This window comes from Aphanothece microscopica RSMan92, from assembly GCF_046613545.2.
Lineage (GTDB): Bacteria > Cyanobacteriota > Cyanobacteriia > PCC-6307 > Cyanobiaceae > NIES-981.
In genome coordinates this window covers 1-13,876 of sequence record NZ_JBKKKY020000067.1, presented here as the reverse complement: position 1 = coordinate 13,876, position 13,876 = coordinate 1, and the positions used below count along the sequence as shown (strand labels likewise).

At 69.8% G+C, this 13,876-nt stretch carries 9 protein-coding genes and 1 pseudogene; 7 read left to right on the top strand and 3 right to left on the bottom strand.

Going from position 1 to position 13,876, the window contains the following annotated elements:
- The 3 genes and pseudogenes from ACLD7X_RS14070 to recN form a co-directional block, all read right to left on the bottom strand.
- A pseudogene (locus ACLD7X_RS14070) lies at window positions 1-1,093 on the bottom strand (hypothetical protein); the annotation flags it as partial.
- Between the two features lie 25 nt (window positions 1,094-1,118).
- Entirely contained in the window at window positions 1,119-2,075 is a 957-nt protein-coding gene (locus tag ACLD7X_RS14065; RefSeq protein ID WP_411424284.1) for an oxidoreductase, read from the bottom strand.
- A gap of 45 nt (window positions 2,076-2,120) precedes the next feature.
- The gene (gene recN / locus ACLD7X_RS14060) at window positions 2,121-3,848 is read right to left on the bottom strand and encodes a DNA repair protein RecN (RefSeq protein ID WP_411424283.1); all 1,728 of its coding nucleotides are present in this window, start codon (window positions 3,846-3,848) and stop codon (window positions 2,121-2,123) included.
- 66 nt (window positions 3,849-3,914) lie between these two features.
- Here recN and ACLD7X_RS14055 point away from each other — a divergent pair, with 66 nt between their 5' ends.
- The 7 genes from ACLD7X_RS14055 to purF form a co-directional block, all read left to right on the top strand.
- A complete protein-coding gene (locus ACLD7X_RS14055; protein ID WP_411424282.1) occupies window positions 3,915-5,993 on the top strand; it encodes an ABC1 kinase family protein in 2,079 nt (692 codons plus the stop codon).
- 32 nt (window positions 5,994-6,025) lie between these two features.
- Window positions 6,026-6,616 (top strand): alpha/beta hydrolase, encoded by a 591-nt coding sequence (locus ACLD7X_RS14050; protein WP_411424281.1) that lies wholly within the window; start codon window positions 6,026-6,028, stop codon window positions 6,614-6,616.
- A 26-nt stretch (window positions 6,617-6,642) separates the two neighbouring features.
- A complete protein-coding gene (gene thrC / locus ACLD7X_RS14045) occupies window positions 6,643-7,752 on the top strand; it encodes a threonine synthase (protein ID WP_411424280.1) in 1,110 nt (369 codons plus the stop codon).
- A 487-nt stretch (window positions 7,753-8,239) separates the two neighbouring features.
- Window positions 8,240-9,382, top strand: coding sequence for a DNA polymerase III subunit beta (dnaN, locus tag ACLD7X_RS14040; RefSeq protein WP_411424285.1), 1,143 nt, complete (start codon window positions 8,240-8,242; stop codon window positions 9,380-9,382).
- Between the two features lie 6 nt (window positions 9,383-9,388).
- Complete coding sequence (locus ACLD7X_RS14035; RefSeq protein ID WP_411424279.1) at window positions 9,389-10,228, top strand: hypothetical protein; 840 nt, start codon at window positions 9,389-9,391, stop codon at window positions 10,226-10,228.
- 60 nt (window positions 10,229-10,288) lie between these two features.
- Complete coding sequence (purL, locus tag ACLD7X_RS14030) at window positions 10,289-12,697, top strand: phosphoribosylformylglycinamidine synthase subunit PurL (protein ID WP_411424278.1); 2,409 nt, start codon at window positions 10,289-10,291, stop codon at window positions 12,695-12,697.
- 58 nt (window positions 12,698-12,755) lie between these two features.
- A partial coding sequence (purF, locus tag ACLD7X_RS14025; RefSeq protein WP_411424277.1) for an amidophosphoribosyltransferase occupies window positions 12,756-13,876 on the top strand: 1,121 nt, incomplete at its 3' end.

Sequence of the window (13,876 nt, the reverse complement as noted above, 5' to 3'; positions counted from 1 at the left end):
AGAAGTAATAGGCGTTGTCCTTCTCCGCCCAGGGGGCCACGGCCGCGTAGACGGGCAGGGAGGGATCCGGAACCACCCGCTCGGTGGTGAAGCGGCGCAGATGGCCGATGCCGTGGCAGTCGGCACAGGCGCCGTAGGGGCTGTTGAAGGAGAACAGCCGCGGCGAGAGTTCCTCCATCACGGCCCCGTGGACCGGGCAGGCGAAGTTCTCGGAATAGAGCCGTTCCTGCTCGAGGCCCTCCGGCAGGGCCTCGCCGGTCTTGGGAACCACCTCCACCAGGGCCAGCCCATCCCCCCGTTTGAGGGCGGTCCGGAGCGAATCGGTCAGCCGCTCCTGGATCCCCTCCCGGGCGATCAGCCGGTCCACCACCACTTCGATGTTGTGGGCGTGGTTCTTGTCCAGCTCGATGTTGTCGGCCAGCTCGCGCACCTCGCCGTTGATCCGCACCCGGGCGAAGCCCTCGGCCACCAGGCCGCCCAGCAGCTTCACGTGGGTGCCCTTCTTGCCGCGCACCACCGGGGCCAGCAGCTGGTAGCGGGTACCCTCCGCCAGCTGCATGATCTGGTCGACCATCTCATCGATCGACTGGGGCCTGATCGAGCGGTCGCATTCCGGGCAGTGGGGCTCCCCGGCGCGGCCGAACAGCAGGCGCAGGTAGTCCTGGATCTCCGTGACGGTGCCCACCGTGGAGCGCGGGTTGTGACTGGTGGATTTCTGATCGATCGAGATGGCGGGCGAGAGCCCCTCGATCGCATCCACATCGGGCTTGTCGACCTGGCCGAGGAACTGACGCGCGTAGGCCGACAGACTCTCGACGTAGCGGCGCTGACCCTCGGCGAAGATCGTGTCGAAGGCCAGGGAGCTCTTGCCGCTGCCGCTGACCCCGGTGAACACCACCAGGCGGTTGCGCGGAATGGTGAGATCGATGTTCTTGAGGTTGTGCTGGCGGGCCCCGCGCACCCGGATCACATCCTCGAGCGAACCGCCGTTCAGGGTCTGGAGCGCGGCCCTGTCATGGGCCTTCTCATGGACCGTCCGGGCCAGGGATCCGGCGGCGCCCCCGGTGGCGGCAGGGCTCTTGGCGCGGGGCATCCAGCCGTCACGAGAACGGTGGATTCTAGGGGCGGGGGCTGGGGGCCAGGGACTCCGACCAGCCAGGACAGGCCCGGTCACACAGCTCGGAACTGAGCTGCCAGAGACGCTGCCGCTGGCCAGCCTCCAGGGCTGCCGGAGCCACGCGCACCGGCGTGGGCCAGCCGCGCATGCCCCCCCACTGGTCCGGACCGTAGTGGCCGGCGGGGGTGACCTCAGGTGCCGTCGCCGCAAACAGCTGGGGAAGGGCGCCCATGGCGGCGCTCTGGAAGAGGGGCGCCATCAAGCGGTAGGCAAGCGGCTCGAGCCAGGAGCCGCTGGCGGCCACCGAGGCTGGCTGCAGATTGGTGCGGGCCACCCCCGGATGGGCCGCCAGGGAGAGCACGCTGGCACCGTCCGCTTCGAGCCGCCGCTGCAGCTCGATCGCGAACATCACGTTGGCCAGCTTGCTCTGGCCATAGGCCTTCCAGCGGTCGTAGCGGCGTTCCCCCTGCAGATCGTCGAAGTCGATCCGGCCGAAGTACTGGGCGCCGGAAGTCACCGTGACGATCCGGGCGTCGGGGCGACCCCGCAGCACGGGCAGCAGGGCGAGGGTGAGCGCGAAGTGACCGAGATGGTTGATGCCGAACTGCCGCTCGAACCCCTGGCGCGTCAGGGAGCGGGGGAGCCCCATCACCCCGGCGTTGTTGATCAGCAGATCGAGGCGGCCGTAGCGCTCCGCCACCTGACGGGCCGCCGTGACCACCGTGGTCAGATCGGCAAGGTCGAGGTCGAGAAGATCCAGGGCGCCACCGCAGGCCGCGGCGGGCAGCAGCTCCTCGCGGGCCCGCTCGGCCCTGGGGCGGGAGCGGCAGGCCAGGATCACCGTGGCTCCCCTGGCCACCAGGGCCCGGGCCGTCTCGAGGCCGAGACCACTGCTGGCGCCGGTGACCAGGGCGAGACGACCCGACTGATCGGGGATGGCGGTGGCGGTCCAGGGCATGGCGACCCGACGGTCAGCGGCGCTTCAATGTAACGGTTTATAAATCTATGGGGCTGGATGCGCCTCGGGGCTGGTAGCTCCCCTGCCCAGCAGGCTGGCGGCGTAGCTGCGAGCCTCCTGGTGATCCCCCCCGGCCAGCTCCGCCAGCTCCACCTGGCGGGCGCGGGTGTCCCGCAGTTGGGACACCCGCGTGTGGGTGACCCCCTCCACGACCTGCTTGGCCACCCGGAAGTGGTGGTCGGCGGCGGCCGCCACGAGCGGCTGGTGGGTGATGCAGAACACCTGGCGCTGGCGGGCGAGCCGCTGCAGCAGCGCCGCCATGGCGCCGCTCACCCGGCCACTCACCCCGGCATCGATCTCATCGAACAGCAGGGTCACGTGGGAATCAGCCGCCGCCAGGCAGGTCTTGAAGGCCAGCAGGAAGCGGCTCATCTCCCCCCCGGAGGCCACCTCCGCCAGCGGCGCCAGGGCGTGGCCCGGATTGGCCGAGAACAGGAACTGCACCGCGTCCGCCCCCTCCTCCCCGGGACCGGACGGCTCGATCGCCACCGCGAAGCGCACGTTGGCGAGCCCCATGGGCCGCAGGGCCTCCATCAGCTGCCCCTCCAGCCAGGCGGCGGCTTCGTGGCGGCACTGGCTCAGCTGCGCATTGGCCTGATCGCGGCAGCGGCGGGCCTGGCACTCCCGCTGCTCCAGCACCTCCAGGGAGACCCCTGCGCCACCGCTGTGGAGCTCGTCCCGCAGCCGATCCCGCAGGTCGATGAGGCCAGCCAGATCCTGGCCATGGCGCCGCTGCAGCGCCCTGAGCTGCTGCAGCCGCTCCTGCAGGGCCGCGAGGCTCTCCGGATCGCTCTCCAGGCAGGCGCCATAGCGGTCCAGATCGCGGGCCAGATCCTGCACCAGCTGGTGCACCTCCACCGCCCGGCCGTGCAGCTCGGCCAGGGAACCATCGCACTGCTCCATCGCCTGCCATTCCGCTTCGCAGGCCGCCAGGTGGTCCAGCACCGAGGGAGCACCCTCAGCCCCCTCCACCAGCCGGCCCAGCAAGGTCATCACCCCCTCCTGGAGGCGGACACCGTGGGCCAGCCGATCCTGCTCCTGCTGCAGGTGCAGAGCCTCCTGGGGATCCTCCAGAGCGGCGGAGTCCAGATCGGCGAGCAGGGCCTCCCGGCTGGCGCGTTCGGCCTGAAGCTGCTGCCAAGCCGCCCGGGCCTGGTCCAGCGCCGCGGCGGCCGTCTTCCAGTCGCTCCAGGCCACGCCGACCTGGCCGAGGGCCTGCTGCAACGGCGCCCCCCCACAACGATCCAGCCAGCGGCGCTGCTGGCCGGCCCGGGCGAGTTGCTGGGTCTGACCCTGCACGGTGAGGTCCACCAGCAGAGGGCGCAGCGCCTGCACCTGGGAGCGGTTGATGGTCACCCCGTTGAGACGGTTGCGGCTGGAGAGGCGTCCGTCGCTCCATCGCCACTCACGGGCCAGCACCACCTCGCCCTCCTCGGCCGGCAGCTCCTCGGCCTCCAGCCAGCGGAGCAAGGGTGGGGAGAGGCTGAAGCAGGCCTCGATCACCCCCCGGCTCGCCCCCTGGCGCAGCAGGCGGGAGGCCCCGGCACCCTGGGCCCCGCCCAGCAGGGCATCGAGGGCATCGAGAAGGATGGACTTCCCGGCACCGGTCTCGCCGGTGAGCACCGTGAAGCCTGCGCTGAACGTGAGCTCCAGGCGCTCGATCAGGGCGATGTTCTCCAGGCGCAGGGCCGTGAGCACGCAGCCTCCGGTCATCGCGCCGACCGTAGCGGCTGCGTCTTTGCTTTAGAAGGGGACTCCGACCAACGGCAGAGCGCGGCCATGGTGAGCAGCCGTACCGAGTCAGCACCCCCCACGGCCCTGGAACTGGCCGCGGCGGCCATGCAGCAGGCCGTGCATGGCGATGGGACCCATGACGAAGCGGTTTATGACGAAGCGGTTCCGGACCAGGCGGTGCCGGACCAGCCCGAGCCGGAGCCTGCCTCCGGCCAGCAGGCCGACCTGCAGGCCAGCACCGATCTGAGCGACTTCATCGAGGCGGCCGGCCTGCTGGCGTACGACCCCGTCGCCATCAGCCGGATCTACGCCGGCCATCCCCAGCGGCTGATCCGCCGCCTGTGGCAGACCCTGGTGCCGATCGGCCTCTACCTGACGGGTGTGGGGTTCGACTGGCTGACCGGCCGCCTCAACCTGCGCTCCCGGGTCCAGGCCAGGGCACGGGAGGCCGCCGAGCTCGTCGCCTCGCTGGGACCGGCCTTCATCAAGGCGGGACAGGCGCTCTCCACCCGGCCCGACATCGTGCCTCCCCTGCTGCTCGAGGAACTGGCCCAGCTGCAGGATCAGCTGCCGGGTTTCGATCCAGGCCTGGCGATGGCCTGCATCGAGGAGGACCTCGGAGCACCGGTGAGCACGGTCTACGCCCAGCTCGAACGGAACCCGATCTCGGCCGCCTCGCTGGGCCAGGTGCATCGGGGCGTGCTGCATGGCGGGCAGCGGGTGGCGGTGAAGGTGCAGCGCCCGGGTCTGCGGGAGCAGATCACCCTGGATCTCTACATCGTGCGCAACATCGCGGCCTGGCTCAACCGCAACGTCGGGGTGATCCGCAGCGATCTGGTGGCCCTGATCGATGAGCTGGGCAAACGGGTGTTCGAGGAGATGGATTACTGCAACGAAGCGAGCAACGCCGAACGGTTCGCCGTTCTGCACGGCCACAACCCCCGCATCGCCGTTCCCCGCATCTACCGCGAAGCCACCAGCCGCCGGGTGCTGACGATGGAGTGGATGGAGGGGGTGAAGCTCACCAACCTCGAAGCCGTGCGGTCCATCGGGGTGGATCCGGACGACATGGTGGAGGTGGGCGTGAACTGCAGCCTGCAGCAGCTGCTGGAGCACGGTTTCTTCCACGCCGACCCCCATCCCGGCAACCTGCTGGCCCTGCCGGACGGGCGGCTGGCCTACCTCGATTTCGGCATGATGAGCGAGGTCAGCCGTGAGGCGCGAACCGGGCTGATCCAGGCCGTTGTCCACCTGGTCAACCGCAACTTCGATCAGCTGTCCAAGGACTTCGTCACCCTGGGATTCCTGGCGGAGGACGTGGACCTCAAGCCGATCGTGCCGGCCTTCGAGAGTGTGTTCGGCCAGGCCCTGGAAATGGGGGTGAGCCGGATGGACTTCAAGGCGGTCACCGACGATCTCTCGGGGGTGATGTACCGCTTCCCGTTCCGGGTTCCCCCCTACTACGCCCTGATCATCCGCTCCCTGGTGACCCTGGAGGGCATCGCCCTGAGCGTCGATCCGGACTTCAAGATTCTCGGTGCCGCCTATCCCTACTTCGCCCGGCGGCTGATGGAGGACCCGGATCCCAGCCTGCGCGAAAGCCTCAGGGAGATGCTGTTCGATGGGGAGATCTTCCGCTGGCAGCGGCTGGACAACCTCATCGCCAGTGCCTCGCGGGGAGCCAGCCTCGACCTCGATGGGCTGCTCGATCAGGTGCTGGATTTCCTCTTCTCTCCCCGGGGAGGCCTGCTGCGCCAGCAGCTGGTCGACGCCCTCGTGCAGCAGCTCGACGGTCTGGCCTGGCAGACCACCCTGCGGCTGGGCCAACGCCTGCCCACCAGACTCCAGCCCCCCGGCCTGCGCCGGCGGCGTCCGATCGAGACCGCCGACCCGCTGCTGGATCTCGAACCGGTGCGTGAGCTGATGGCCATCCTCCAGGCCCTGCCGGGCTTTGAGCCCAAGTTGCTGCTCAAGCGGTTGCCCCGGGTGCTGGGCGAGCCGGAGCTGCGTCGGATGGGGCGCGATCTGGCCCGCGGACTCGCCGAACGGGGGGTGGTACGCCTGCTGCGGGATGTGCTGGTCGACCCCGGGCTGCGCCGTTCTCCCCCCCTGGCCTCGGCCTGAAAAACTCCTAGGGTGAGGCGATGCCATCACGCATGAAACGCCTCAGGTTGCTGGCCGCCCTGCTGGGGCTGGGGATGAGCCTGGGATCGCCGGCCGCCTACGCCGCCGAGAACCTGGTCTTCGTGAGCGGAGCGTTCCGCCGGTCGATCACCGTCGCCGATGTCACCCACCTGGCCCAGACCGGCGAATCCCGCGGTCTGCTCACCGACGTGCTCCGCTTCAGCAGTCAGGACCCCGCACAGGTCTCCAAGCTGCTGAACCAGTCCCTGGCCCTCCCGGTGTCCCTGGTCAGCCGGCTGCTCAACACCCGCATCGGCGAGGCCCTGCTGCAGCGCCTGTCCCAGGTGGTCTACCCGCTCAAGGCCCCCAGCCAGGGCATTCCCGCGCTGCGCTCGGCCCTGGTGATGGGTCTGGTCAACGGCAACGGCTCCATTTCCGCCATTTCCTTCCTTGAGGCCTACCCGACCCAGGAGCTCGAAGTGAACATCCCGGCCCTGCTGGGCATCATGCGCAAGGCCGGTTCGATCGTGGAACTGGTGCGCTTCTTCTCCGAATCGCCGCTGGATGGCCTGCGTGGCAATGCCGCGGAGGCCAATCCGACCGCGCCGTCTGCCGAGCCGTAGATTCGGCCGAGACCTCCCCTGACGCCTTGGCCCTGCTCCAATCGCTGCGTCGGCTGGGCCTGGGGCCGACACCCACCCTGCAGGACTGGCCGGGGCTGATCGAGGCCTACCGGGCGTGGCTGCCGGTGAATGAGCGCACGCCGGTGATCACCCTCCGCGAGGGGGCCACCCCACTGATCCCCGCCCCGGCGATCGCCAGCCGGATCGGCAAGGGGGTGAAGGTGCACCTGAAATACGACGGCCTGAACCCCACCGGCTCCTTCAAGGACCGTGGCATGACCATGGCCATCTCCAAGGCCCGTGAAGCGGGCTCGGAGGCCGTGATCTGCGCCAGCACCGGCAACACCTCCGCCGCCGCCGCCGCCTATGCCCGGCGGGGAGGCATGCGGGCCTTCGTGCTGATTCCCGATGGGTACGTGGCCCAGGGAAAGCTGGCCCAGGCCCTGCTCTACGGCGCCGAGGTGATCGCGATCCAGGGCAATTTCGATCGGGCCCTCGCCATCGTCCAGGAGGTCGCCGACCAGTACCCGGTCACCCTGGTCAATTCCGTCAACCCCTACCGGCTGGAGGGTCAGAAGACGGCTGCCTTCGAGGTGGTGGATGCGCTGGGCGTGGCCCCGGACTGGCTCTGCATCCCGGTCGGCAATGCCGGCAACATCAGCGCCTACTGGATGGGGTTCAACGAGTACCGCCAGGCCGGCCACTGCCGCACCGTCCCCCGCATGATGGGCTTTCAGGCCGCTGGATCAGCTCCGCTGGTCCTGGGCCACACGGTGGAGCAGCCGGACACCATCGCCACGGCGATCCGGATCGGCAACCCGGTGAACCGCGACAAAGCCCTGAAGGTGAGGGCCGAGAGTGGCGGCGATTTCATGGCCGTGACCGACGCCGAGATCATCGAGGCCTACAAGCTGCTCGGCAGCGAGGAGGGCGTGTTCTGTGAACCGGCCAGCGCGGCCTCGGTCGCCGGGCTGCTGAAGCGGCGCGACGAGGTGCCGCCGGGTTCCACCGTGGTCTGCGTGCTCACCGGCAACGGCCTGAAGGATCCCACCACCGCCATCGAACACAACGATGCCCGCTTCCACACCGGCCTGGAGGCCGATACGGCCAAGGTCGCCGAGGTGATGGGCTTCTGAGCGCCTCCCCAGGCCTCCGCTCGGGGGGCTTTGTCATGGCCGGCTGAGGGGGCGGTGGGGGTGCCGGCGGGGGTGCCGGCGGGCAGCTGATGCTGCCGCAGGACGGCATCCGCTGCCGGAAGTGTCTGTCCAGGACCTGGGGAAGAAGGCACCGGATGCTGCGGAATGCAGCCGGAGAAGCAACGCCCCGGTCCGCCCTCCTCTTTCCCCAGCGGCGGGAATCTGGGGAGAACGGCGATTCCTCCCCAGCAGGCTGTGGCCGTTCCCCAGGCCTCGATCCGGCGCAGGCCTGCCCCAGAAGGGAAAGCGGGCCTTTTGCCCAGTTTCCCCAGGCCCTAAGGCTACGGGTTTGTTCTTTCTTTTCCAGTTGATTGATGGACTTGCAGAAGGTTCCGGGGATGGCGGATGACCGGCGTTGCGCAATTCACCGGGCTGTGGAAACGTGGTGCTCCCGTCCCACGGACACCGGGTTCAGCCCCGCGACACCATGAAGCTGGTCTGCTCTCAGACGGAACTCAGCGCGAGCCTGCAACTGGTCAGCCGCGCGGTGGCCGCCAGGCCCACCCACCCGGTGCTCGCCAACGTGCTGCTCACGGCTGACGCCGGCACCGGTCGCCTCAGCCTCACGGGGTTCGATCTGAGCCTCGGCATCCAGACCAGCATTTCCGCCGATGTGGAGACCAGCGGTGCCATCACCCTGCCCGCCCGCCTCTTCGGCGAAATCGTCTCCCGTCTCTCGGCCGACGGCCCGATCACGATCCACTGCCGCGAGGGCCATGAGCAGGTGGATCTGATCAGCCTCTCCGGTCAGTACGAGATGCGGGGGATGCCGGCCGAGGATTTCCCCGATCTGCCGCTGGTGCAGACCGGCCATCCCATCCGCCTCCAGGCCGAGGCCCTGGTCAAGGGATTGCGGGCCACCCTCTTCGCCAGCAGCGGTGACGAGGCCAAGCAGCTGCTCACCGGGGTCCATCTCCATCTCGATCCCGAGGGCCTGGAGTGCGCTGCCACCGATGGACACCGGCTCGCTGTGCTGCGCCTGGCCGAGGCGGGTCTGGCTCCGGATCAGGGCGGCGAGCCCTTTGCCGTCACCGTGCCGGCGCGATCCCTGCGGGAACTGGAGCGGTTGCTCTCCGGACGCCAGTCGGAGGAGCCGCTGAGCCTCTTCTGCGATCGGGGCCAGGTGGTCTTCCTGTGGGCCGACCAGGTGCTGACCAGCCGCAGCCTGGATGGCACCTACCCCAACTACCGCCAGCTGATCCCCGAGAGCTTCGGGCGCCGCATCGTCATCGATCGCCGCGGCCTGATCGCGGCCCTGGACCGGGTGGCGGTGCTGGCGGACCAGCACAACAACGTGGTGAAGATCACCGCCGATCCCGACGCCGGCAGGCTCCAGGTGCAGGCCGATGCCCAGGATGTGGGCCGCGGCTCCGAATCCCTGCCGGCCGACATGTCCGGGGAGTCCATCCAGATCGCCTTCAATGTCCGCTACCTGCTCGACGGTCTCAAGGCCATGGTCTCGGAGCAGGTCGTGCTCCAGTGCAATGCCCCGACCACGCCGGCCGTGCTGCAGTCCCTCGATGAGTCCGGTTTCACCTATCTGGTGATGCCCGTTCAGATCCGGGGCTGAACCGCCTTGTCCCTTCCCGAGCAACTCCTGCTCAGCGACCTGCTGCGGCGGCGTGTCCGCTGTGACAGGGGACTGGAACGGGGGGCGGGTCTGCGGGTCTGGATGCATCCGCCGGTGCATCGGGTGCTGGGCTGGGTCACCCGTCCTTCGGCGTTCGGCAATCGCCGCCTGGTGTGGCGGCTGGATCAGCTGCGGGCGCTGCTGGAGCTGGAGGCCCTGGTGAAGGGGGATCCCGCCGAGACCGACCAGGACACGATCGAGCGCCTGCCCACCCTGATCGAGGCCTCCCTGCTCGATGCCCGCCGCGAGCCGATCGGCACCCTGGCCGATGCCGCCATCGAGCTCCGCACCGGCCGGATCCGCCATTACCTCGTGAGTCGCAGCGACCCCCGGCTGCCCGGCAGCAGCCGCTGGCGGCTCAGTCCGGAGCGGATCGTGGATCAGCAGCCCGGCCTGGTGTTCACCGCCCTGCAGGGCCTCGATGATCTCCCCCTTGCCCGCGCCAGCGTCCGCCAGGAGTTCCTGCGTCGCTCGCGTCGCTGGCGTGACCAGGTGCAGGAGGAGACGAGCCGGCTGCGGGACCAGTTCCAGGAGGCGGGTGATCGCCTCGAGGGCCGTGTCGAGGGCTGGCTCGAAGAACCGCCCTGGGAGGCCGCGGCGGAGCCCCGGCGCGACTGGGGGCCTCCCCAGGACCCCCCGCCGGACGACGGCGAGGATCCCGAACCCTGGGACGACCACTGGGGGGTCGAGCCGAGTGAGCAGGAGTCCCCCCCGTCCTGGATGGCTCAGCCCCGCGCCCGCCGCCGCCGCCACCAGCCCGACCCGGATGGTGATCCCTGGATCTGACCCGCCGCCGGGCCCCGGGCTGCTGAACCCCTTCGGCCACACTGGAGCCATCCGACTCCCATGGCTGTGGTTGCTGCTTCCGACCCTGCGGCTCCCGATTACCCGGTGCCCGAAGCCCTCAGGAAGGAGAACCTGAGCCAGGACGACTATGAGGAGATCTGCCGCCGCCTGGGCCGGGCCCCCAACCGGGCCGAACTGGGCATGTTCGGGGTGATGTGGTCGGAGCACTGCTGCTACCGCAATTCACGCCCCCTGCTCAGCCAGTTCCCCACCAGCGGCCCGCGCATCCTGGTGGGTCCCGGCGAGAACGCCGGTGTGGTGGATCTCGGTGAGGGCCAGCGCCTGGCCTTCAAGATCGAGAGCCATAACCACCCCTCGGCGGTGGAGCCGTTCCAGGGGGCGGCCACGGGGGTGGGCGGCATCCTGCGCGACATCTTCACCATGGGTGCCCGGCCGATCGCCCTGCTCAACGCCCTGCGCTTCGGCCCCCTCGAGGACGAGCGCAACGTCGGCCTGATGGAGGGCGTGGTGGCGGGCATCGCCCACTACGGCAACTGTGTGGGCGTGCCCACCGTGGGCGGTGAGGTGGCCTTCGACCCCAGCTACTCCGGCAACCCGCTGGTGAACGCCATGGCCCTCGGCCTGATGGAGACCGAGGAGATCGTCTGCTCCGGCGCCGAGGGCGTGGGCTATCCCGTGGTGTACGTGGGCAGCACCACCGGCCGCGACGGCATGGGCGGCGCCAGCTTTGCGAGCGCCGAGCTCACCGAGGCCTCGCTCGATGACCGGCCCGCCGTGCAGGTGGGCGATCCCTTTCTGGAGAAGGGTCTGATCGAGGCCTGCCTCGAGGCCTTCCAGAGCGGCGATGTGGTGGCGGCCCAGGACATGGGCGCCGCCGGACTCACCTGCAGCTGCTCGGAGATGGCCGCCAAGGGTGGCCTGGGCATCGAGCTCGATCTCGATCGCGTGCCCGCCCGCGAGGCCGGCATGACCGCCTACGAGTTCCTGCTGAGCGAATCCCAGGAGCGGATGCTCTTCGTGGTCAAGCCAGGCCACGAGGAGCCGCTGATGGCGCGCTTCACCCGCTGGGGCCTGCAGGCGGCCGTGGTGGGCCGCGTGCTCGAGCAGAACGTGGTGCGCGTGCTCCAGAACGGCGAAGTGGCCGCCGAGGTGCCCGCCAGTGCCCTGGCCGACGACACCCCGATCAACCATCACGAGCTGCTCAGCGAGCCTCCGGCCGCGATCCAGGCCCACTGGCGCTGGAGTGAGGCCGATCTGCCCGCGGCGGGCCCCACGGGCATCACGCCGGTCGGGGGGGAGCGGGCCGGTCAGCCCACTAGCTGGAACCAGGCCCTGCTGCTGCTGCTCGATGACCCGACGATCGCCTCGAAGCGCTGGGTCTACCGCCAGTACGACCACCAGGTGCAGGCCAACACCGTGGTTCCTCCAGGCGGGGCGGATGCGGCGGTGGTGCGGCTGCGGCCCCAGCAGGGTGCGGGCGCCATGGCGCCCGCCCACCGGGGCGTGGCCGCGGTGGTGGACTGTCCCAACCGCTGGGTGGCTCTCGACCCCGAGCGCGGCGGAATGGCGGCAGTGGCGGAGGCGGCCCGCAACCTCAGCTGCGTGGGGGCCGAGCCCCTGGCCGTGACCGACAACCTCAACTTCCCCTCGCCTGACACCGCCATCGGCTATTGGCAGCTGGCGATGGCCTGCCGCGGCCTCTCTGCCGCCTGCAGCGCCCTGGGGACCCCGGTCACCGGTGGCAACGTCTCCCTCTACAACGAGACCCGCCTCCCCGACGGCACCATGCAGCCGATCCACCCCACTCCGGTGGTGGGAATGGTGGGGCTGGTGCACGACCTGGCTCGGATCTGCGGCCTGGCCTGGCATCAGCCCGGCGATGCCATCTGGCTGCTGGGGGTGCCGCTCGAGCCGCTCGTGGCCCCCGGGCCGCTGGATGAGCGGGTCAGTCTGGCGGGCGGGAGCTATCTGGCCTGCGTCCACGGCCTGGTCACCGGCCGCCCCCCCCGCCCCGACCTCGCCCTGGAGCAGGCCGTGCAGGCGTTTCTGCGTCAGGCGATCGCCGCCGGCCTGGTGACAGCCGCCCACGACCTCAGCGATGGAGGCCTCGCCGTGGCCCTGGCGGAATGCTGCATCGCCTCCGGCCTCGGCGCCGACCTCTGCCTGCCCACCTCGGTCGCCCGCCCCGACCGCCTTCTGTTTGCCGAAGGAGGCGCCCGCATCCTGGTGAGCGTGCCGGCCCAGCAGGCTGCAGGCTGGCAGGAGGCTCTGGCGGCCGTCGCGGGGTCCGTGCCCGCCACCGAGCTGGGCCAGGTCATCGCCAGCCCCAACCTCAGCGTCCGCAGTTCCGGAGCCGCCCTGCTGCAGCTTGGCCTCGACCAGCTGCGCGAGCCGTTCGAGCAGGCGATCCCTCGCCGCATGGGGGTGGATCTCCCCCCCACCGCCTGAGTGAAGCCCTGATGCAGAATGATTTCTTGATGTACTGGGTGTCGGGCTTGTGGCGGTGATGCATCCGGACCCCGCGCCCAGCCCTCCCGTTCCCGACCGCCCCGACAAGCCCGAGGAGGCCTGCGGGGTCTACGGCGTGCTGGCCGCCGGTCAGCAGGTGGCCAACCTCACCTACTTCGGCCTCTATGCCCTGCAGCACCGCGGGCAGGAGTCGGCTGGGATCGCCGTCTTCGATGCCCACCAGCAGGTGCGGCTGCACAAGGACATGGGTCTGGTCAGCCAGGTGTTCGACCAGCAGGTGCTGGAGCGCATGCCCGGCGATCTGGCGATCGGCCACAACCGCTACTCGACCACGGGCAGCAGCAAGGTGTGCAACGCCCAGCCGGTCGTGCTCAACACCCGCCTCGGCCCCTTTGCCCTGGCCCACAACGGCAACCTGGTCAATGCGGCCCAGCTGCGCGAGGAACTCCGGGCCATCGCCAGTGAGCTGACCTCCACCACGGATTCGGAACTGATCGCCTTCGCGCTCCAGCAGGCCGTGAATGACGGCCTCAGCTGGGACCAGGCCATCCGCCGGGCGGCGGCCCGCTGTCGGGGGGCATTCAGCCTGGTGATCGGCACCCCGGAGGGTCTGTTTGCCCTGCGGGATGGCCACGGCATCCGCCCGCTCGTGTTCGGCCATCTCGGTGAACCCCACCAGGGCCACTGGGTGGTGAGCAGCGAGACCTGTGGGCTGGACATCATCGGGGCCGCCTACAACGACGATGTGCAGCCCGGGGAGATCATCCATTTCCTCCAGGGCGATCCCTCGCCGCAGCGCAGCCGCTGGTGCGAGGAGCCCGCCAAGCTGTGCGTGTTCGAGATGATCTATTTCGCTCGGCCCGACAGCCGCTTTTTCGGCGAATCCCTCTACAGCTATCGCGTGCGGATCGGTGAAGTCCTGGCCCGCGAGACCCCCATCGACGCCGACATCGTGATCGGTGTGCCCGATTCAGGCATCCCGGCGGCCATCGGCTATTCCCAGGTCAGTGGCATCCCCTTCGCCGATGGTCTGATCAAGAACCGCTATGTCGGTCGCACCTTCATCCAGCCCACCCAGGCGATGCGGGAGGCCGGGATCCGCGTCAAGCTGAATCCCCTTCCCGATGTGCTGGCCGGCAAGCGGGTGGTGGTGATCGA

Bases quoted from the DNA above. Each gene is read 5' to 3' on its own strand.
- ACLD7X_RS14065 (WP_411424284.1), bottom strand. From the start codon at position 2,075: ATGCCCTGGACCGCCACCGCCATCCCCGATCAGTCGGGTCGTCTCGCC.
- ACLD7X_RS14050 (WP_411424281.1), top strand. From the start codon at position 6,026: ATGAAACGCCTCAGGTTGCTGGCCGCCCTGCTGGGGCTGGGGATGAGC.
- ACLD7X_RS14055 (WP_411424282.1), top strand. From the start codon at position 3,915: ATGGTGAGCAGCCGTACCGAGTCAGCACCCCCCACGGCCCTGGAACTG.
- recN (WP_411424283.1), bottom strand. From the start codon at position 3,848: ATGACCGGAGGCTGCGTGCTCACGGCCCTGCGCCTGGAGAACATCGCC.
- dnaN (WP_411424285.1), top strand. From the start codon at position 8,240: ATGAAGCTGGTCTGCTCTCAGACGGAACTCAGCGCGAGCCTGCAACTG.
- purL (WP_411424278.1), top strand. From the start codon at position 10,289: ATGGCTGTGGTTGCTGCTTCCGACCCTGCGGCTCCCGATTACCCGGTG.